This window comes from Rhodococcus sp. 05-340-2 (assembly GCF_002258915.1).
GTDB lineage: Bacteria > Actinomycetota > Actinomycetes > Mycobacteriales > Mycobacteriaceae > Rhodococcoides.
This window is the reverse complement of sequence record NZ_NOYU01000022.1, coordinates 335077-352767: the sequence shown is the minus strand read 5'-3', so window position 1 is coordinate 352767 and position 17691 is coordinate 335077. Positions and strand designations below refer to the sequence as shown.

The 17691-nt window shown below is 65.4% G+C and carries 17 protein-coding genes and 1 riboswitch; of the genes, 6 read left to right on the top strand and 11 right to left on the bottom strand.

Features of this window, described 5'->3' with window-relative positions; genetic code table 11:
• The first annotated feature begins 20 nt into the window (after positions 1 to 20).
• On the top strand, positions 21 to 1490 hold the full coding sequence (locus CH271_RS12330; RefSeq protein WP_094633744.1) for a sensor histidine kinase: 1470 nt from the start codon (positions 21 to 23) through the stop codon (positions 1488 to 1490).
• The gene (locus CH271_RS12325; RefSeq protein WP_094633743.1) at positions 1475 to 2137 is read left to right on the top strand and encodes a response regulator transcription factor; all 663 of its coding nucleotides are present in this window, start codon (positions 1475 to 1477) and stop codon (positions 2135 to 2137) included. Before CH271_RS12330 ends, CH271_RS12325 begins: the two co-directional genes overlap by 16 nt.
• Positions 2138 to 2173: 36 nt before the next feature.
• Here CH271_RS12325 and CH271_RS12315 read toward each other — a convergent pair whose 3' ends face one another.
• Entirely contained in the window at positions 2174 to 2578 is a 405-nt protein-coding gene (locus CH271_RS12315) for a hypothetical protein (RefSeq protein ID WP_179274865.1), read from the bottom strand.
• A 254-nt stretch (positions 2579 to 2832) separates the two neighbouring features.
• On the opposite strand from CH271_RS12315, the gene CH271_RS12310 reads away from it, so the two are divergent.
• Positions 2833 to 4143, top strand: coding sequence for a D-alanyl-D-alanine carboxypeptidase family protein (locus CH271_RS12310; RefSeq protein ID WP_094633742.1), 1311 nt, complete (start codon positions 2833 to 2835; stop codon positions 4141 to 4143).
• Here the strand turns inward: CH271_RS12310 and yhjD are convergent, their stop codons facing one another.
• The 9 genes from yhjD to CH271_RS12265 all read right to left on the bottom strand — a co-directional run bounded on the left by yhjD (position 4144) and on the right by CH271_RS12265 (position 12168).
• Complete coding sequence (gene yhjD / locus CH271_RS12305) at positions 4144 to 5163, bottom strand: inner membrane protein YhjD (RefSeq protein ID WP_037188162.1); 1020 nt, start codon at positions 5161 to 5163, stop codon at positions 4144 to 4146.
• A 114-nt stretch (positions 5164 to 5277) separates the two neighbouring features.
• Complete coding sequence (trpS, locus tag CH271_RS12300; protein ID WP_032397468.1) at positions 5278 to 6318, bottom strand: tryptophan--tRNA ligase; 1041 nt, start codon at positions 6316 to 6318, stop codon at positions 5278 to 5280.
• A gap of 106 nt (positions 6319 to 6424) precedes the next feature.
• Positions 6425 to 7171 carry an exodeoxyribonuclease III gene (locus CH271_RS12295; protein ID WP_373453614.1) on the bottom strand — a complete coding sequence of 249 codons (747 nt, stop codon included), beginning with the start codon at positions 7169 to 7171 and terminating at the stop codon, positions 6425 to 6427.
• A gap of 116 nt (positions 7172 to 7287) precedes the next feature.
• Positions 7288 to 8208, bottom strand: coding sequence for a membrane protein insertase YidC (gene yidC, locus CH271_RS12290; RefSeq protein WP_094633740.1), 921 nt, complete (start codon positions 8206 to 8208; stop codon positions 7288 to 7290).
• 63 nt (positions 8209 to 8271) lie between these two features.
• Complete coding sequence (locus CH271_RS12285) at positions 8272 to 8610, bottom strand: DUF6412 domain-containing protein (RefSeq protein ID WP_094633739.1); 339 nt, start codon at positions 8608 to 8610, stop codon at positions 8272 to 8274.
• 62 nt (positions 8611 to 8672) lie between these two features.
• The gene (locus tag CH271_RS12280; protein WP_094633738.1) at positions 8673 to 8957 is read right to left on the bottom strand and encodes a DUF6412 domain-containing protein; all 285 of its coding nucleotides are present in this window, start codon (positions 8955 to 8957) and stop codon (positions 8673 to 8675) included.
• A gap of 46 nt (positions 8958 to 9003) precedes the next feature.
• Complete coding sequence (locus CH271_RS12275) at positions 9004 to 10434, bottom strand: DUF4153 domain-containing protein (RefSeq protein WP_094633737.1); 1431 nt, start codon at positions 10432 to 10434, stop codon at positions 9004 to 9006.
• 88 nt (positions 10435 to 10522) lie between these two features.
• The gene (locus CH271_RS12270) at positions 10523 to 11497 is read right to left on the bottom strand and encodes a HAMP domain-containing sensor histidine kinase (RefSeq protein WP_094633736.1); all 975 of its coding nucleotides are present in this window, start codon (positions 11495 to 11497) and stop codon (positions 10523 to 10525) included.
• Positions 11494 to 12168 (bottom strand): response regulator transcription factor, encoded by a 675-nt coding sequence (locus CH271_RS12265; RefSeq protein WP_094633735.1) that lies wholly within the window; start codon positions 12166 to 12168, stop codon positions 11494 to 11496. Before CH271_RS12265 ends, CH271_RS12270 begins: the two co-directional genes overlap by 4 nt.
• A gap of 171 nt (positions 12169 to 12339) precedes the next feature.
• Between CH271_RS12265 and CH271_RS12260 the strand changes: the two genes are divergently transcribed.
• Positions 12340 to 13383, top strand: a complete 1044-nt coding sequence (locus tag CH271_RS12260; RefSeq protein WP_094633734.1) for an ABC transporter substrate-binding protein — start codon at positions 12340 to 12342, stop codon at positions 13381 to 13383.
• A 12-nt stretch (positions 13384 to 13395) separates the two neighbouring features.
• Here CH271_RS12260 and CH271_RS12255 read toward each other — a convergent pair whose 3' ends face one another.
• Positions 13396 to 14535, bottom strand: a complete 1140-nt coding sequence (locus CH271_RS12255; protein WP_037188972.1) for an MFS transporter — start codon at positions 14533 to 14535, stop codon at positions 13396 to 13398.
• 355 nt (positions 14536 to 14890) lie between these two features.
• A riboswitch (SAM riboswitch) is annotated at positions 14891 to 15013 on the top strand.
• A gap of 171 nt (positions 15014 to 15184) precedes the next feature.
• Here CH271_RS12255 and CH271_RS12250 point away from each other — a divergent pair.
• A complete protein-coding gene (locus CH271_RS12250; RefSeq protein ID WP_082323496.1) occupies positions 15185 to 16534 on the top strand; it encodes a bifunctional o-acetylhomoserine/o-acetylserine sulfhydrylase in 1350 nt (449 codons plus the stop codon).
• Positions 16528 to 17676, top strand: coding sequence for a homoserine O-acetyltransferase MetX (gene metX, locus CH271_RS12245; protein WP_371828423.1), 1149 nt, complete (start codon positions 16528 to 16530; stop codon positions 17674 to 17676). Before CH271_RS12250 ends, metX begins: the two co-directional genes overlap by 7 nt.
• The last annotated feature ends 15 nt before the right edge of the window (positions 17677 to 17691 follow it).

Genomic DNA, 17691 nt, shown 5'->3' with positions numbered 1-17691 from the left:
GCTGCGAGACCGACCACGTGATGCGGACGCGACTGCTCGCCCTACGCCCGACGAGCGCCAGGAGCCGCATCTTCTCGTGGGTGCTCCTGCTGGTGCTGGCATCGCTGGCGGCTGTCACCGTCACCACCTGGCTGCTCATGATTCGCGCGACCGACAATCGCATGCGCGAATCGCTGCGCACCGAAATCGCCGAGTTCACCACCCTCACCGACGCGGGCGTCGATCCTGGAACCGGCGCACCGTTCGACGACATCAACGACGTGCTCCGCGTGGTGATCACCTACAACCTCGCCCGCCCCAACGAGAAGTTCCTGGGCTACGTGGACGGTGCGTTCGCCGTGCAGAGCAGGCAGCAGGCACCGGTGCGACTGTCCGACGACAACGGCTTCACCGCCGAGGTGGGTACCGTCACCGCGCCCGTCGAGGGTTCGTATTCGAGCGCGGCAGGTGAAGTGGTGTACCTCGCGGTGCCGGTCTCCCTGACGGGCGACCCGGTGACCGGGGTCGTGGTCGCCGCCTACTTCGCCGACCAGGAACGCGCCTCCGCCGACGAGACCGCGACCCTGATGCTCGTCGTCGGCGGCGTCACCTCGGTGCTGGCGGCGGTCGGGGCGTGGTTGGTCGCGGGCCGCATCATGTCTCCGATCAGACACATCACCGCCACCGCCAGAACGATCACCGAGACCGACCTGTCCGGCCGAATCACCGATGCCAGAACAACGGGTCGAGGCGACGACATCGGAGCCCTGATCGACACACTGAACTCGATGCTCGACCGAATCGAGTCGGGTGCGGCCAGTCAGCGCAGATTCCTCGACGACGCAGGCCACGAGCTCCGCACTCCCATCACCATCGTCCGAGGTCATCTCGATGTGCTCGACCACGACGACCCCGCCGACGTTCGCGATACCGTTGCGCTGGTCGACGACGAACTCGATCGGATGAACCGGCTCGTAGCCGACCTGTTGCTGCTCACCCGGGCCGACCAGACGAGCTTCGTCACCCCTGTGGTCACCGACGTCGACGCGCTCACCCGAAGCGTGTTCGACAAGGTGACCACCCTCGCCGACCGGGAGTGGGTGCTCGAGGCGAGCGCAACCGTCCACGCACCGCTCGACGCACAACGACTGACTCAGGCGTTGCTGGCACTGGCGGACAACGCAACTCACCACACGACGCCCGGCAGTCGCGTCGGCATCGGATCCCAACTGTCCGACGGTGACATCCGGTTCTGGGTCACCGACTCGGGCCCTGGAATCGAGCGCGACGAACAGGAACGAATCTTCGAGCGCTTCGCCCGCGGTCGCAACGGAACCAGACGCACCGAGGGCGCAGGTCTCGGCTTGTCCATCGTCACCGCCATCGCACAGGCCCACCGTGGACGGGTCAGTGTCGGCAGCGCACCGGGACACGGGGCCACGTTCACCATCACGATTCCACTGACCGATTCCCCTCCCCCGCAGAAGGATCGACCATGGCCCGCATCCTGATCGCCGAAGACGAATCTCGCATCGCCTCGTTCGTGCACAAGGGACTGCGAGCGAGCGGTTTCAGCACGACGACCGTCTCCGACGGCAGATCCGCGTACGAACACGCGCGCAGCGGCGACTTCGATCTGGTGGTACTCGACATCGGGTTGCCGATCATGGACGGCTTCGAGGTACTGCAGCGACTGCGCGGAGAGCAGTGCGAGATACCGGTGATCGTGTTGACCGCACGCGACAGCGTCCAGGACGTGGTGTCCGGTCTCGAGACCGGTGCCGACGACTACATGGCCAAGCCGTTCCGCTTCGAGGAACTGCTGGCGCGCATCCGAGTTCGCCTGGGCACCAAACGAACCGTCGACACCACACAGCTTGCGGTCGCCGACCTCACCCTCGACCTGCGTACCCGGCGAGCTGTGGTGGGAGACCGCACCGTCGACCTGTCGGCACGGGAGTTCGCCCTGGCCGAGACCTTCATGCGCCACCCCGGCCAGGTCCTCTCGCGAGAGCAACTCCTGTCGCAGGTGTGGGGATACGACTTCGACCCGGGCTCCAATGTCGTCGACGTCTACGTCCGCTACCTTCGGGCGAAATTCGGTGCCGCCCGAATCGAGACAGTCCGCGGAATGGGATACCGACTCGCCGAGACATGAGTGGCGTCGGCCGGTGCCGACGCCACTGCTGGAGTGTCAGTCGTCCCAGTCGTGATCGTCGTTGTCGTCGTCCAGATCGTCGTTGTCGTCGTCCAGATCGTCCCAGTCGTCGTCGCGGTCGTCGAGATCGTCGTTGCGGTCGTCGTTGCGGTCGTCGAGATCGTCGTACCGGTCGTCGTTGCGGTCGTACCGGTCGTCGTCGTTGCGATCATCCCAGTCGTCGTCGTAGCGGTCGTTCGGGATCTGGGTCGGCGCGGGCTGTTGGGGAGCGGCCGGCGGGGTCGGAGCCGAATCCGACTCCGACAGAGGCTGTTCCACCGAGATCGAGGACGGCCGCTGCTGGGTGGGGCCGTCGTCGGCGATCGCGAGTGCGCCGACGCTTCCGAGGGTGACGACAACGGCTGCTGCACCGACGATCATGAACTTTCCTGGCATTCTCATGGCTGCTCCTTCGATCCGAGTTCTGTGGGCCACCGTTTCGGTGATGACTCAACGATCGCTGTCGAACGTGAGAAGCGAAGGAGCACAACATGAGCGAGTTCTCATACTGGCGACGGGCGAATGCGGCAACGCGAGATCGACATTCGGCCGTTGTCGGTGGCGGTGTCGGGACAAGATCCGGAGCGGCCGTTCGGGCGACGCTCGCCGGTGGGTCGCCACGTCACCCGACCCCTGAGCGCCTATGGTGATTCGCGATGAAAAGGATTCGAGTGTGTGTGGCCGTGTCGGCAGTGTCGATGGTTCTCGTCGGCATGGGCTGTGGACCGGCTCTGGCGCAACCCGCCGGCGAGCCACCGGCGGTGACGACGACACCGCCGTTCACGACGCCCGACACCGACAGCTGCCCGTACGCCGCGTCACCTCCCCCGGCGATCGACCTGTCCGAGGTACCGGAACCTGGAAGCACTGCCCCGCAACCACTCCCGATTCCCGCCGAGGCCGTCGGCGGGAATCGGCTCGCCGAGTGTGGAGCGGTGCTGCCGGACGGGGCTCCCCCGTTGCCTGCGGATATCTCGGCGACCGGGTTCGTGGTGGCCGACATGGACTCCGGCTCCGTTCTGGCCGCCAAGGATCCGCACGGGCGGCATCGGCCGGCGAGCACGATCAAGGTGCTGCTTGCGATCGTCGCCCTCGACGAGCTGAACTTGAACGACCGGATCACCGCGACCGCAGAGGACGCCGATGCAGAGGGCAGTGCCGTCGGCATCGGAGAGAACGGTGTCTACACCAATCTCCAATTGATGCAGGGCCTGGTGATGGCGTCGGGAAACGATGCAGCGCATGCGTTGTCCAGGCAGTTGGGCGGCGACGCGGCCACCGTGGACAAGATGAATGCCAAGGCCGCAGAACTGGGTGCGCTCGATACGCGCACCGCCACGCCGTCGGGTCTCGACGGTCCAGGCATGGCCAGCTCTGCCTACGACCTGGCGTTGATCTACCGCGCGGCCATGCGTGATCCGACCTTCGCGCAACTGATTTCGACCGAGAACGTTCAGTTTCCCGGCTACCCGAAGGACCCCACGATCCCGGACGACCAAGACCGGCCCGGGTTCACCCTCTCCAACGACAATCAGCTGCTCTACAACTACGAGGGCGCACTCGGAGGCAAGACCGGGTACACCGACGATGCTCGCCAGACATTCGTCGCAGGAGCAGAGCGGGGCGGTCGACGTCTCGTCGTGACGATCATGAAGGGCGACGTGCTGCCGATCCGGCCCTGGGAGCAAGCGGCCCGCCTGTTGGACTACGGGTTCGCTCTCGATTCGAGTCAGGGAGTAGGCGAACTCGTGGAGCCACAGTCGACGTCCGCGGTGACGAGCACACGTGCGCCCGAGGCCACGCCGACTCTCGCCCAGCCACCCGCATCGGCGTCGGGGTCGAGCTCCCGCCAGTCCGAGATGCAGGCACAGGGCGACACCGTCGTTCGCATAGCGATAGGCGTCATCGGTGCGATCGTGGTGATCGGGCTGCTGTGGGGAGCTCGACGGCTTTCGCGCAACCGCTGATCAGCGACGCCGGTTGCGCAATCCCGCAACGCCGAGAGCTGCGAGGGCACCGGCACCCACCAGCGCCAGACCGCCCGTCACGCCAGGTCCTTCGCTGACCTCGACCCTCGTGTTGATCACTGCCGGCTCCGGTGCCGGAACATGCGCTTCGGCCAAGCTTTCGCGTGTCGTCGCAGCGAACGACGTGGAGAACAGCACCAGCCGTGACGTCGTGAACACGAACACCAGCAGGCCGATGATGGGACCGAAGACCACGCCCGCGGGCCCGCTCGTCACCGATGCCAGGTAGAGGGCACCGAGCTGCTTGAAGATCTCGAACCCGACGGCAGCGAGCAGCGCACCTTTGGCTGCGCTGCGCCACGACACCGGCTCGCGCGGCAGCCTCGAGATCACCCAGGTGAACAATGCCCAGGTGCCCGCAAGCGCAAGGAGAATCGAGAAGACGCGCAGCGCGACGCCCACTCCTGGGATGGAATCGAGATTGGCCCACTCCAGAATGCTGCGCATCAGGTCACCTCCGGCCAGCGCCGACAACGCCAACGACAGCACCAGCGCGGTCCCCAGCCCGAGCAGCGCGGCGAAATCCTTGGCCTTGGTGGCCAGAAAACCACCCTGCTCGTGCTGGCTCTCCCACATGGCGGTCAGTGCCTCGCGTAGGTTCGCGATCCAACCGAGACCGGCATACAGGGCGCCGAGCAGACCGATGATGCCGACGCTCGTCCGAGACTCGATGGCCGTCTGAATCAGCGAATTGATGGTCTCACCGAAGCTGCCGGGCACGTTCTCGGCAATCTGCGACTGGATCTCGGCAAGCCACTCGGGCTGATTCACCAGCACGAACCCGGCGATCGCGAACGCGACCATCAGCAGCGGGAACAGGGCCAGCACACTGAAGTACGTCATGCCTGCGGCGTAGTAGTCGCCCTTCTGACCCTGATACCGCTGCGCAGCAACAACAGTGTGATCGAGCCACGGCCACCGTTCGCGCCGGTCGTCGAGGATCGCCTTGAAATCGGGCATGGCACTCACCTTCTCGCTGTCGTCGCCTGCTGTCGGATCGTGTCGCCACGGTGCTGCGCCTCGAACTACTCTTTGCCGAAATGCAGCACGCCCAAACTCGGTGTGCCGTAGATGCTATGCACCCGGCGGCAGGAAACCCACCCTGTCGTAGACCTGAGCGAGCGTTCGACTCGCCACTTCCCTGGCTCGATCCGCACCGGCCGCGAGGATGCGGTCGAGTTCGGCCACATCGGCCATGAACCCGTCCATCCGCTCCCGCAGTGGAACGACGAACTCGGTCAGAACGTCGGCGGTGTCGGACTTGAGGTCGCCGTATCCCTTACCCGCGTAGCCGGCAACGAGATCGTCGATACTCGCGCCCGACAGCGCGGACTGAATCACCAGAAGATTGCTGACGCCCGCCTTGTTCTCCGGATCGAACACGATGTCGCGTTCGTTGTCCGTCACTGCCGAACGAATCTTCTTCGCCGACACCTTCGGATCGTCGAGAATGTTGACGATGCCCGCCGGATTCGACGAGGACTTGCTCATCTTCGCGGTGGGATCCTGCAGATCGAAGATCTTCGCGGTGCCCTTGATGATGTGCGCATCGGGCACGACGAACGTCTTCTTGAACCGCGTGTTGAAACGCTGCGCCAGATCACGAGTCAACTCCAGGTGTTGCCGCTGATCCTCGCCCACGGGAACCAGATTCGGCCGATAGAGCAAGATATCGGCGGCCTGCAGAATCGGGTAGGTGAACAGTCCGACGCTGGTGTGATCGCGTCCCTGCTTGGCCGACTTGTCCTTGAACTGAGTCATCCGCGCCGCTTCGCCGAATCCGGTGATGCAGTTCAGAACCCACGCCAACTGCGCATGCTCGGGTACCTGACTCTGAACGAACAGCGTCGACTTCTCCGGATCGATTCCCACCGCGAGCAACTGCGCAGCGGCCACTCGGGTGCGGCGGCGCAGTTCCTTCGGGTCCTGTGGAACGGTGATCGCATGCAGGTCCGGGATGAAATAGAACGCGTCGAACTCGTCCTGCAACTCCACCCAGTTCCGCACCGCACCCAGGTAGTTACCGAGATGGAACGAATCGGCAGTCGGTTGGATGCCCGAGAGCACCCGCCGACGCGGACCCTGCGGAGTGTCGATGGAGTCGGAAGAAGACATACCGCAATCTTTTCACGACCCCATCGACGCCAACTCCCTGCCTAGCCAACACGGGTCACTCCGCAGGCTCCGCTCTAGGAACACGGGTCACTCCGCAGGCTCCGCTCTAGCGGTAGCGCACAGTCACCGGCGCATGATCGGACCATCGCTGGTCGTACGCCTCGGCCCGCTCGGTCCTCGCTTCCTTGGCGCGCTCGGCCAGATCACTCGTGGCCAGCTGATAGTCGATTCGCCAGCCGGCGTCGTTGTCGAAGGCCTTGCCGCGGTACGACCACCAGCTGTACGGACCTTCGACGCCCGGGTGCAGTGCCCGTACGACGTCGGTCCAGGGAGCCTTCTCGGCGAGCAACCGCGTCACCCACTCGCGTTCCTCGGGCAGGAAGCCGGAGTTCTTGCGGTTGGTCTTCCATGCCTTGAGATCGGCCTCGGTATGGGCGATGTTCCAATCGCCGCACACCACCACGTCCCGATCGTCGGACTCAGCGGCCTTTGCCGTCTTGGCCAGATACTTCGCGAACGCCGCCATGAAGCGTTCCTTCTCGTCCTGCCGCTCGGTACCCACCTCGCCCGATGGCAGATACAGGCTCGCGACGGTGATATCGCCGAAATCGCCCTCGATGTACCGACCTGCATCGGCGAACTCGACGGCCCCGATGCCGGTACGAATCGCATCGGGAGCCGCCTTCGACAGCAAGGCCACCCCGTTGCGTCCCTTCGCGGACGGCTCGGCCGAGGCCAGGTGCCAGCCCGCATCGAGGGCCGGGGCCAGCGCCTTGGTCAGCTCCCCGTCGTTGGCGCGGGTTTCCTGCAGGCAGATGACGTCGGCATCGGTGGCCTCGAGCCACGGCAGCATGCCCTTGCGAACAGCTGCGCGAATTCCGTTGACGTTGACAGTGGAAACAGTGATCGGCACGCCGACGACGGTAGCGGACCCCACCGACAGAGCGCGGACGGGCTGCTTACCTGGGTTCATTCCTGCCCGGCCTGCTGTCGACGCCTCGGCTTCGCCCCGGGTTTCGGCGCGGTGACCACCGATGTCACCTCCGGCACCACCACCGGTTCACGATCGATGCGTCGGTAGACGATGTGCTGTTGGACGTAGGTCCAGATGTTGTTGCTCACCCAGTACAGCAACACCGCGACCGGCAACACCGGGCCGCCGACGAGCACGCCTGCCGGGAACACCCAGAGCACGAGCTTGTTCATGATCGCGGTCTGCGGGTTTGCGAGCGCCGCTGCGTCCTGCCGGGCGACGGACGCCCGCGAGTTCAGATGAGTCGCCACCGCCGCAACGATCATCAACGGAACCGCAACGAACGCGATGCTCCACACCGACGGCACTCCCCCGAACGGACCGAATGCCTCGAGCACCTCCCGAGAGCTGTTGACGGCAGCGGAGATCGGCGCACCGAAGAGTCGTGCGTCGAGGAAGGACTGCACATCGGCAGCGCTGAAGACGTAGTTCGCGGTGTTCGCATTTTCCTGCGCCGTCATACCGAGATGACCGAATCCGGTACCGGTTCGGTTGAACGAGCGCAGCACGTGCAGCAGACCGATGAAGACCGGGCCCTGCGCCAGCAGGGGCAGGCACCCCATCAAGGGGTTGAAACCATGTTCCTGCTGCAACTTCCGCATTTCGGTTGCTTGCCGAGCACGGTCCCCGGAGTACTTCTTCTGTACGGCCTCGAGCTTGGGCTTCAGTTTCTTCATGGCGAGCTGGGAACGAATCTGGCCGACGAACGGCTTGATCAGCAGAGCACGCAGTGTGAAGACCAGGAATATCACCGCCAAGGCCCAGGCGAAGCCGTTGTCGGGGCCGAGCACGGACCCGAAGACTCTGTGCCAGAACCACAGCACCGCGGAGACGGGATAGTAGACGAAATCGAGCATGGTGGAGCACCTCACTGTGAGAGAAGTCGGTCGGTCGGCGTCTCGACCGGATCTCGCAGTGGCTCAGATCAATTGGAGCCACCGGTCCGGTCCAGGGACCGGACCGGGTGCTCTGGGCATGGGGCGACCGGGCGCATCGGGTTGCTGTTGCCTGCGGAACGATCCCCGAAGCCGCCGCCCGTCCGCGCCTGCGGAATCCGCCGACAGCGGTGCGATCACTGCCAGATCGGACGGCGCACCGAGGACGACAAGGGACGCCGCGACCAACGCACCGAACATCGCTATCTGTGCGGCGGGTTGGGCGTCGACGACGGTGAAGACGACCAGCAGGACGGCGAGAACGCCGACCAGCGTCCCGGCGTAGCGTCGAATCGCCAGGTGAGGGGTTCGAGAATCGAGCATCTTCGGTTCCTTGGGACAGCCTCGCGGACAACGGGTTGCGAAGGCGTGGGGGAACTTTCGAGCTACAGAGCCCCCACCAGTGCACCGGGTGCACGTGGCTGTGGGCGGCCCGGAGCATCCGGGCGATGTTGACGCCGGAACGACCCTCGAAGGTGGTGTTCCTCTGCGGCGGGGCCGGCATTCGGCAGCAGGCGCAGCAGTGCCGGCACATCGACACGGTGTGCGAGCAGCATCAGCGTTGCCAGCGCCGCGACGAGGATCAGGGCCACGTCCGCGGTTGCGGTCGGCATCGTCAGGTACAGCGCCACGAGGAGCAGCGAGGTGACGACCATGCTCTGGTATCTCATCGCGCACCTCCCCGTTCGACGCCTACCCGATGATTCGAGTCGTTGCTCAGGGTACAGATACCGAGGGGTCCGTGCACAGGTGCCAGGTATCGCCGACGAACACCGGCCCGCGAGCCTGCACACAGGGACGCACGTAGCTGGGCAATCGCTCGAGCTCGGCGTCGGCGTCGGCCGACAACCCACCCACGTAGGACGTATCGATACGTCCGGTCTGCTCGAAGCGATCGACGTTGTGCCGTGCGATGTACGCATCCGGGTTCAGAGCCGCCAGCGTGAGCACGGTCAGAACCGCACCGACGCCTACTGCTCGTGGAAGCCGGCGCCCCGACATCCGCACGCCCGAGACCAGAAGCAGAACGAAGACCGAACCCAGCCACCACTCCACGGCCGTGACGAACAACCTGAGGGTGGTGTAGCCGTACTGCTGCTCGTACAACGACATTCGATGCAGGGCCGACGCAACGATCACCAACGACAGCAGGCACAGCCCACCGAGCAGGGCCCGCAATGCACTTCGATCACGGCGATCCTCGCGTCGAGCCTTCGTGACCGTGACCGCGATGACGAGCAGTGTCAGTACCGTCACTGCGAGCAATTGCCAGAAGCCCTGCCGGGCGTATTCGGCATTGGTCAGACCCTCCGTGGTCACCACGTGCCCTTGCCCGCCGAACAGCGTCGGCACCTGGAACCCCACGAACACGACGAACAGGGCCACCACCGCCCCGAGGGGAACCAGCCACTCCCACAACTGCACCGATCGACGCGGCGACGGCGCGAGGCGATCGAACCGAGGCGGATGCAGCGCGACGTAACAGACAGCGAGCGCACCACCTGCGGTGAGCACGAAGACGAGGGTGCGTCCGAGAATCGATGCGGCATCGAACTCGGGCGTCACCGCGCCCAGGGCATCCGAGAAACGCTTGTCGGCCGCACCGAACAACGCCGCGAACACGACGAAGAGCGCCACGGTCACGACGGCCACCATGCCGATACGCACCGGCCGAGGCCCCTCCAGATCGATCGAACCGGCTCCGCGTCGAGTCCACCGTGCCACCCGCACCGGCAGCAACACCGGCAGGAGAGCGCCGAGTGCAATTCCCGTCCACGTCCAGGCACGGGAGAGCACAACCACTCCGACCACGATGGCGAGCGTCGTCGACATCGTCACGATCCACTCGGCCGCGCGCAGCGCAGACACGCTCGCCAATGCCAGCACTCCTGCCACGCCGGCCCACTCCCACCGCGAGAGCCTGCCACTGCGGGCTGCGAGCACAACACCCACGAAGGCCAGGGCGGTGATCAGCACACCGAACGTGTTGTCCATCAACGTCACTGCACCGATCAGTCCGGCAACAGCGGACCCGAGCAGCGCCGCACGAGGTGGCTGCGAGTACCGCAGCACCGGCCAGGTGCGCGGCCCCCAGAGAGAGCGCCTGTGCTTCGTTCTCGGATGAATCGGAATGTCGATCGTGCTCATGACTCTTCCCTCTTCTGTGTTTCGGGCATGACAGGTCGGCGGCTGCAGTCCGGGGACGAGCAGTCGCGGTTCGGATGGATCGATGAATTCAGTGCTCGGGGATGGCCACTCTGATGTGGCAGCCGAATTCGCTGTCGAGAACGTCGATGGTTCCGCCGTGCAGTTCGGTGGCCCAACGGGCGATGCCGAGGCCGAGACCTGTTCCGCCGTCGGTGGATCCGCCGCGAGTGAATCGGTCGAACACCGCAAGGCGGTCGGCGGGTGCGATGCCCGGTCCCTGGTCGACGACGTCGAATGCGTACGCCCCGCCGATTCGATGGGCGCGTAGCGTCACGGTGCTCGAATGAGGAGAATGCCGCACGGCGTTGTCGACGAGGTTGGTGATCACCTGCGTCATACGCGACCGGTCGGCCAGGACGGTCGCATCGCCGGGCGAGACGACGATCGACACTCGTTCTCTGTGAACGGAGGTGGCGTCCTCGAGGAATTGCCGGACCTCGAACTCCTCCGGGGCAATGGTGAGCACACCGCCCTCCACCCGCGACAGATCGAGCAGTTCGCTGACCAGATCTCCGAGTCTCTCGGTTTGGCGCAGCGCCACCGACAGCGTTGCGGGATTCGCGTCGGTCACCCCGTCGACCATGTTCTCGAGCACGGCACGCAGGGCAGCGATGGGCGTCTTCAGCTCGTGCGAAACGTTGCCGATGAGTTCGCGGCGGTACTTCTCCGCGGCTTCGAGATCACTTGCCATGGTGTTGAACGCCGTGGCGAGCTCGCCCACCTCGTCCTTCGATGTTGCCCGCACTCGCGTCGAATAATCGCCTCGCGCCATCGCTTTGGCGGCCGAGGTCATCTCGCGCAGCGGTGATGTCATACCGTGGGCGACGAATTGTGTTGCGGCCAAGGACACGACGAGCGCTGCGAGGAGGGTGTAGCGGAATTGCCAGCCCGCTCCGATCCAGAAGACGACGCTCGCGAGCACCAGGACTATGCCCACGACGAGCGAGACCTTGAGCTTGAACGACCGCAACGGATCCAACGGGCGCGGCAGCATGCGGGTCATCGCGGCGACTCCACGGCATAGCCCACGCCGTGGACGGTCCGAATGAGATCGCCACCGAGTTTGCGACGCAACGCTTTCACGTGAGAATCGACCGTCCTGCTGCTGGCCGAATCATCCCAGCCCCACAGTTCCGACAGTAGGGTCTCCCGCGACACGGCACTGCGCGGCCGAGCAGCCAGAAAGGCGAGGATGTCGAATTCCGTTCTGGTCAAGTGGATGTCACCGGAGGGAGTGGTCACCCGCCGTTCCCGGTGATCGATCTGTACGTCACCGACTCGAACCGCCTGGGGTTCGGCGGCCACCGTACGCTCGGCACGCCGGACCAAGGCGTGCACGCGAGCGACCAACTCGCGCATGCTGAACGGCTTTCCCAGGTAGTCGTCCGCGCCGACGCCCAGGCCGACGAGCATGTCCGTCTCGTCGGACTTGGCCGTCAACATCAACACCGGGACCGGACGGGACGCCTGGATACGGCGGCACACTTCGAGCCCGTCGAACCCGGGCAGCATCAGATCGAGCACCACCACGTCGGGATCGATCCGGGCGCACGCGTCGACGGCAGACGGGCCGTCGGCGGCAGTGACGACCTCGTACCCTTCGCCGCGCAGCCGAGCGGCAACGGCCTCGGAGATCGTGGGCTCGTCGTCGACGACGAGAACTGTGCGGCTCATGAGAACTGACCCTAGAGGGCGCACGTGGAGGAGCCCGTCGGGAAATGTGGAGGTTCGGTGAAGGTTGAGCCAGGCCTTTCACGGCGCGGCGACCGACGGACTCACCGACACGCTGAAATTAGGGTGGGCTACCCTTCCTGATGTTAGCCAACCCTTACGAAAGGCGTATCGATGCACATCCGACCACTTCACCGAACCTGGGCGGTGTGCGCCATTGCGCTGACCACCGTGGGACTGCTGACTGCCTGCTCGAACTCCACCGACGAGCCGGCACCGACGGTCGGTGCGTCCTCCGATTCGGCCGCCTTCCCGGTCACGATCGAGCACGCGTTCGGTGAGACCGTTGTGCCCGAAGAACCCACTCGTATCGTGGTGGCCGGTTACACCGAGCAGGACACCGTCTTGGCGCTCGGCGTGATACCCGTCGGCGTCACGGAGTGGTACGGCGAACAGCCGTACGCAACCTGGCCCTGGGCGCAGGCAGCTCTGGGCGACGCTCAGCCCGAAGTGCTCTCGAACGACGATGGATTCGAGACGGAGAAGATCGCCGCACTCGAGCCCGATCTGATCATCGCCACCAATGCAGGCCTGACGGCGGACACGTACAACACGCTCAGTGACATTGCCCCGACGCTCGCCCAGTCGGACGCGTCGACCGCCTATTTCGAGCCCTGGGACGTCCAGGCGGAGAAGATCGGACGTGCGCTCGGTAAGAAGACCGAGGTCGATGCCCTGATCGACGGCGTCGATCAGAAGTTCGCCGACGCTGCGGCCGCACACCCGGAGTTTGCCGGCACGAAGGCGATCTTCTTGCAGAACGCGTTCTACGAGGGCAAGGCGATCGCGTACCAGGACGGGTTGAGCACCGACTTCCTGACCGAATTGGGCTTCGTCATTCCCGACGACATCGACGCCTACGTTCCGGCCGACGGCAGCGCGCAGGCGAGCATCCCGCTCGAGAACCTGTCGGTCCTCAACGCCGCCGACGTGCTGATCTGGGGAACCGAGGAGCCCGGCGACCGCACGGAATTGGAGAAGGAGGCGATGTACGACGCACTCGAGCCGGTGAAGGACGGCAACGTGGTCTTCACCGACGGCGTGACGGCCGGCGCGATCTACTTCACCAGCGTGCTGAGCCTGCCGTACGTGATCGACAAGCTGGTTCCGGCTCTGGACGACGCTCTCGGTGGATCGCCGGCAACGATCACCGGCTGATCCCGGGCGCTCCTACGCCGCGGAACGCTTGTCCATCCACATGGCGGTGGCCAGTACACCGAGACCGGCCACCGCCAGGCCCGAGCCGACGGCGGCGGGTGCCGTGTAGCCGAAGCCCGCGGCGATCACGGCTCCACCGACTGCCGCTCCGATGGCGTTGGCCAGATTGAACGCGGCATGGTTGAGCGATGCGGCGAGCGTCTGGGCGTCCTCGGCCACGTCCATCAACCTCGTCTGCAGGCCCGGCACTACCGAGGAGCCGGACGCGCCGATGAGGAACACCACGAGCAGCGCGGTGATCGGATTGTGTGCGGCCACGACGAACACGGCAAGGAACACGGCCGTCGCGGCCAGACCGACGAAGGTGCCCTTGAGCTGGTAGCGGTCGGCGAGCCATCCGCCGGCATAGTTTCCGACGACCATTCCGAGTCCGTAGATCATCAGGGCGACCGGAACGAGCGCGCGGGCGAGACCGGCGACGTCGGTCAGCGTCGACGCGATGTAGGTGTAGACCGCGAACATGCCACCGAATCCGACGATGCCCACGAACAGGGTCATCCACACCTGGCTGCGGCGCAGTGCGCCCAGTTCGGTGATGGGGCTGGTGGTCGGCATCGCGTCGAGTCGTGGCATCCAGAGGACGAGGGCGGCGACGGTGAGGGCACCGATGACGGCCACGAGTGTGAATGCACTACGCCATCCCAGCGCCTGCCCGATCCACGTAGCCACCGGGACGCCGACGACGTTTGCGACCGAGAGTCCCATCATGACCATCGCGACGGCCTTGGCTCGCTTACCCGGTTCGGCGAGGTGGGCAGCCACCAGCGCGGCCACTCCGAAGTACGCACCGTGTGGCAGACCCGCGACGAAGCGCGAGGCAACGAGCTCGTTGAAGCTGGGCGCGAACACCGTGCCGAGGTTGCCGAGCGTGAAGGCCACCATCAGCGCCAGCAGCAACATCCGCCGGGGGACGCGAGCAGCCAGTGCCGCGATGGTCGGCGCACCGACCACAACGCCGAGCGCATACGCGGAGATCATGTGGCCGGCCGAGGGCTCGGAGATCCCCATCGTCGTCGCGATGTCCGGCAGCAAGCCCATCGACGCGAACTCCGTGGTGCCGATCCCGAAGCCGCCGATGGACAGTGCCAACATCGCGAGCTTGCGGCGGGTCGAGTGCGGTCGATGACTGACACTCAGACCACTCGACACCTTGCCGCGCACAGCGCTGACTCGGGCAAGAGCGGAATCGGTGACAGTCACAGCAGTACAACCTTCGTGTGCAAATAGGGGGCAGAAGAAGCGGCCGGGATCGAGCCTGCGATCGGAGACCGCCCGGGTCCGACCCAGAAGGCAACGTCGCTCCGATCAATTGTCTTCCCCGAGGCAGCTCGTTTCGCGTCGATGAGCGGTGATTGTGCTCACCCGAGCATCTGCTCGAGCTCCACCCGAGCGCGGTGCGCGTGCCCTCGTTCCGGTGGAGGGCCATCACCGGCTAGGATCTTCGCCAGGTCATGAGTGCCAGCATCGAGCCCCGGCTTGCTGGCCGGCAACCCTCCAACCGCGGTGGGGTGCCCCGGGTGAACGACCAGGCCGATCCGGCATGCGAGTGCCGTATCGACAAGCGCGGGTCCGCAGGAAGCGGACCCACTGAACCTTCGGTCCCCAGGGGCCGAAGCCTGTCAGGAGGTTCTCTCATGTGTTGCTGTACCGATACGCCCCGTAGTGCTCGACCTCTCGAGCTTCATTCGACATTCGATTCGTCTCGAACAGACTCGTCTCAGAAAACGGAGTATCACCAGCCATGACCGATTCCACCCCCGACGTCGTCGACGCCACCGGAGCTCCCACCGAGGATCCGTTCACCGATCCCGCGGCCGACTGGAGTTTCGAGACCAAGCAGATCCACTCGGGTCAGACCCCGGACGGCACCACCAGGGCTCGTGCGTTGCCGATCTACCAGACCACCTCGTACACGTTCGACAACACCGACCACGCAGCCGCGCTGTTCGGACTGGCCGAGCCCGGCAACATCTACACCCGCATCATCAACCCGACCCAGGATGTCGTCGAGCAGCGCATCGCCGCCCTCGAAGGTGGAGTCGCGGCGTTGCTGCTCGCATCGGGTCAGGCCGCAGAGACGTTCGCAATTCTCAACCTCGCGGAGGCGGGCGACCACATCGTGTCGAGCCCGCGGCTCTACGGCGGCACGTACAACCTGTTCCACTACACGCTCCCCAAGCTGGGCATCACCGTCTCGTTCGTCGACGATCCCGACGACCTCGAGCAGTGGCGCGCCGCGATCACTCCGTCGACCAAGGCGTTCTACGGCGAGTCGATCTCGAACCCGAAGAACGACATTCTCGACATCCCAGGGATCTCGGCCGTGGCCCACGAGAACGGCATTCCACTGATCGTGGACAACACCGTGGCGACGCCGTACCTGCTGCAGCCGTTGAAGCACGGTGCCGACATCGTGGTGCACTCCGCGACGAAGTACCTCGGCGGACACGGAACGGCCATCGCGGGCGTCATCGTCGACGGCGGCACCTTCGATTGGACGCAGGGCCGTCATCCCAATTTCACCACCGCGGATCCGAGCTACCACGGCGTCGTGTTCGCCGATCTGGGCGCGCCCGCGTTCGCACTGAAGGCACGCGTTCAGCTGTTGCGTGACATCGGTGCTGCAGTCTCGCCGTTCAACGCCTTCCTCATCAGCCAGGGTCTGGAAACGTTGAGCCTTCGGATCGAGCGGCACGTGGCGAACGCACAGAAGGTTGCCGCCTTCCTCGCCGGTCGCGACGACGTCGTCTCGATCAACTACGCGGGACTCGAGTCGTCGCCGTGGTACCAGCGCGGGCAGGAATTGTTGCCGAAGGGGCAGGGCGCGATCATCGCGTTCGAGCTGAAGGGTGGTGTGGACGCGGGCAAGAAGTTCGTCAACGCACTCACTCTCCACAGCCACGTCGCTAACATCGGAGACGTGCGCTCACTCGTCATTCATCCCGCATCCACCACGCATTCCCAGCTGACTCCGGAGGAGCAGCTGGCCTCGGGCGTCACTCCCGGCCTGGTGCGTCTCGCCGTGGGCATCGAAGGAATCGACGACATCATCGCCGATCTCGAGGTCGGATTCAGCGCGGCGGCATCTTGAGTCACAGCTGCGACACAGGCGTTCGTCCGGAGGCGGTTCTTCCGTCTCCGGACGGGCGGTTGGGCACCATCGACATCGGTGGTCTCGATCTCGAGAACGGCGCTCGAATCCCCCAGGTGACCGTCGCGGTGCAGCGGTGGGGCGAACTCGCCACCGACCGCAGCAACGTGGTACTCGTCGAACACGCCCTGACCGGGGACTCGCATGTGTCCGGTCCGCCGGACGCCGATCACGCTCTGCCCGGTTGGTGGAACGGAATGGTCGGTCCCGGTTGCCCCATCGACACCGACGAGTGGTGCGTCGTGGCGACCAACGTGCTCGGCGGCTGCGGCGGGACCACGGGACCGAGCAGCCTCTCTCCCGACGGCACGCCCTACGGGTCTCGCTTCCCCGACATCTCCATCCGCGATCAGGTCGCCGCCGAGGCGGCCGTGGCCGACGTACTCGGAATCGAGCGGTTCGCTGCCGTCGTCGGCGGTTCGATGGGCGGGATGCGCACCCTCGAATGGATCGTGGGCCATCCCGACCGAGTGGCGGCCGCGTTGGTCCTCGCGGTCGGTGCCAGGGCAACTGCCGACCAGATCGGTACCCAGACAACACAGATCGCCGCGATCAAGGCCGATCCAGGATGGCTCGGCGGCAACTATCACGACACCGGCACCTCGCCGACGGCCGGACTCGGCATCGCGCGGCGCATCGCGCACCTGACGTACCGGACCGAGAGCGAACTCGACATCAGGTTCGGAAACTCACCGCAGAACGACGAGGACCCGTGGGCCGGTGGTAGATACTCCGCACAGAGCTATCTGGAGCATCAGGCTGCGAAGCTCGTCAACCGGTTCGACGCGGCGACGTACGTCCTGCTCAGCGAAGCGATGAACCGTCACGATATCGGCCGTGGCCGCGGCGGAGTGGCCGAAGCTCTTGCGTCCACAGAGGTTCCGACCATCGTCGGCGGCGTCGACTCCGATCGCCTGTATCCGCTGCGACTGCAGAAGGAGATCGCTCGCGAACTCCCCCAGTGCCGCGGACTCGAAGTGATCCAGTCGCGTGACGGACACGACGGCTTTCTGACCGAGGCCGATTCGGTGGCGAAACTGCTCGCCGAAACGATGGAGCTGGCCCGCCTCGGTCGGCGCTGACACCGCTCTCGTCGA

Bases quoted from the DNA above. Each gene is read 5' to 3' on its own strand.
- CH271_RS12270 (WP_094633736.1), bottom strand. From the start codon at position 11,497: ATGACCCGCATGCTGCCGCGCCCGTTGGATCCGTTGCGGTCGTTCAAG.
- yidC (WP_094633740.1), bottom strand. From the start codon at position 8,208: ATGCTCGATTTCGTCTACTATCCCGTCTCCGCGGTGCTGTGGTTCTGG.
- CH271_RS12275 (WP_094633737.1), bottom strand. From the start codon at position 10,434: ATGAGCACGATCGACATTCCGATTCATCCGAGAACGAAGCACAGGCGC.
- CH271_RS12265 (WP_094633735.1), bottom strand. From the start codon at position 12,168: ATGAGCCGCACAGTTCTCGTCGTCGACGACGAGCCCACGATCTCCGAG.
- trpS (WP_032397468.1), bottom strand. From the start codon at position 6,318: ATGTCTTCTTCCGACTCCATCGACACTCCGCAGGGTCCGCGTCGGCGG.
- CH271_RS12280 (WP_094633738.1), bottom strand. From the start codon at position 8,957: ATGAGATACCAGAGCATGGTCGTCACCTCGCTGCTCCTCGTGGCGCTG.
- CH271_RS12330 (WP_094633744.1), top strand. From the start codon at position 21: ATGCGGACGCGACTGCTCGCCCTACGCCCGACGAGCGCCAGGAGCCGC.
- yhjD (WP_037188162.1), bottom strand. From the start codon at position 5,163: ATGCCCGATTTCAAGGCGATCCTCGACGACCGGCGCGAACGGTGGCCG.
- CH271_RS12315 (WP_179274865.1), bottom strand. From the start codon at position 2,578: ATGAGAATGCCAGGAAAGTTCATGATCGTCGGTGCAGCAGCCGTTGTC.
- CH271_RS12295 (WP_373453614.1), bottom strand. From the start codon at position 7,171: ATGCTGCCGTGGCTCGAGGCCACCGATGCCGACGTCATCTGCCTGCAG.
- CH271_RS12255 (WP_037188972.1), bottom strand. From the start codon at position 14,535: ATGTTGGCACTGTCCATCGGCGGCTTCGGGATCGGCACCACGGAGTTC.
- CH271_RS12325 (WP_094633743.1), top strand. From the start codon at position 1,475: ATGGCCCGCATCCTGATCGCCGAAGACGAATCTCGCATCGCCTCGTTC.
- CH271_RS12250 (WP_082323496.1), top strand. From the start codon at position 15,185: ATGACCGATTCCACCCCCGACGTCGTCGACGCCACCGGAGCTCCCACC.
- CH271_RS12310 (WP_094633742.1), top strand. From the start codon at position 2,833: ATGAAAAGGATTCGAGTGTGTGTGGCCGTGTCGGCAGTGTCGATGGTT.
- CH271_RS12285 (WP_094633739.1), bottom strand. From the start codon at position 8,610: ATGCTCGATTCTCGAACCCCTCACCTGGCGATTCGACGCTACGCCGGG.
- CH271_RS12260 (WP_094633734.1), top strand. From the start codon at position 12,340: ATGCACATCCGACCACTTCACCGAACCTGGGCGGTGTGCGCCATTGCG.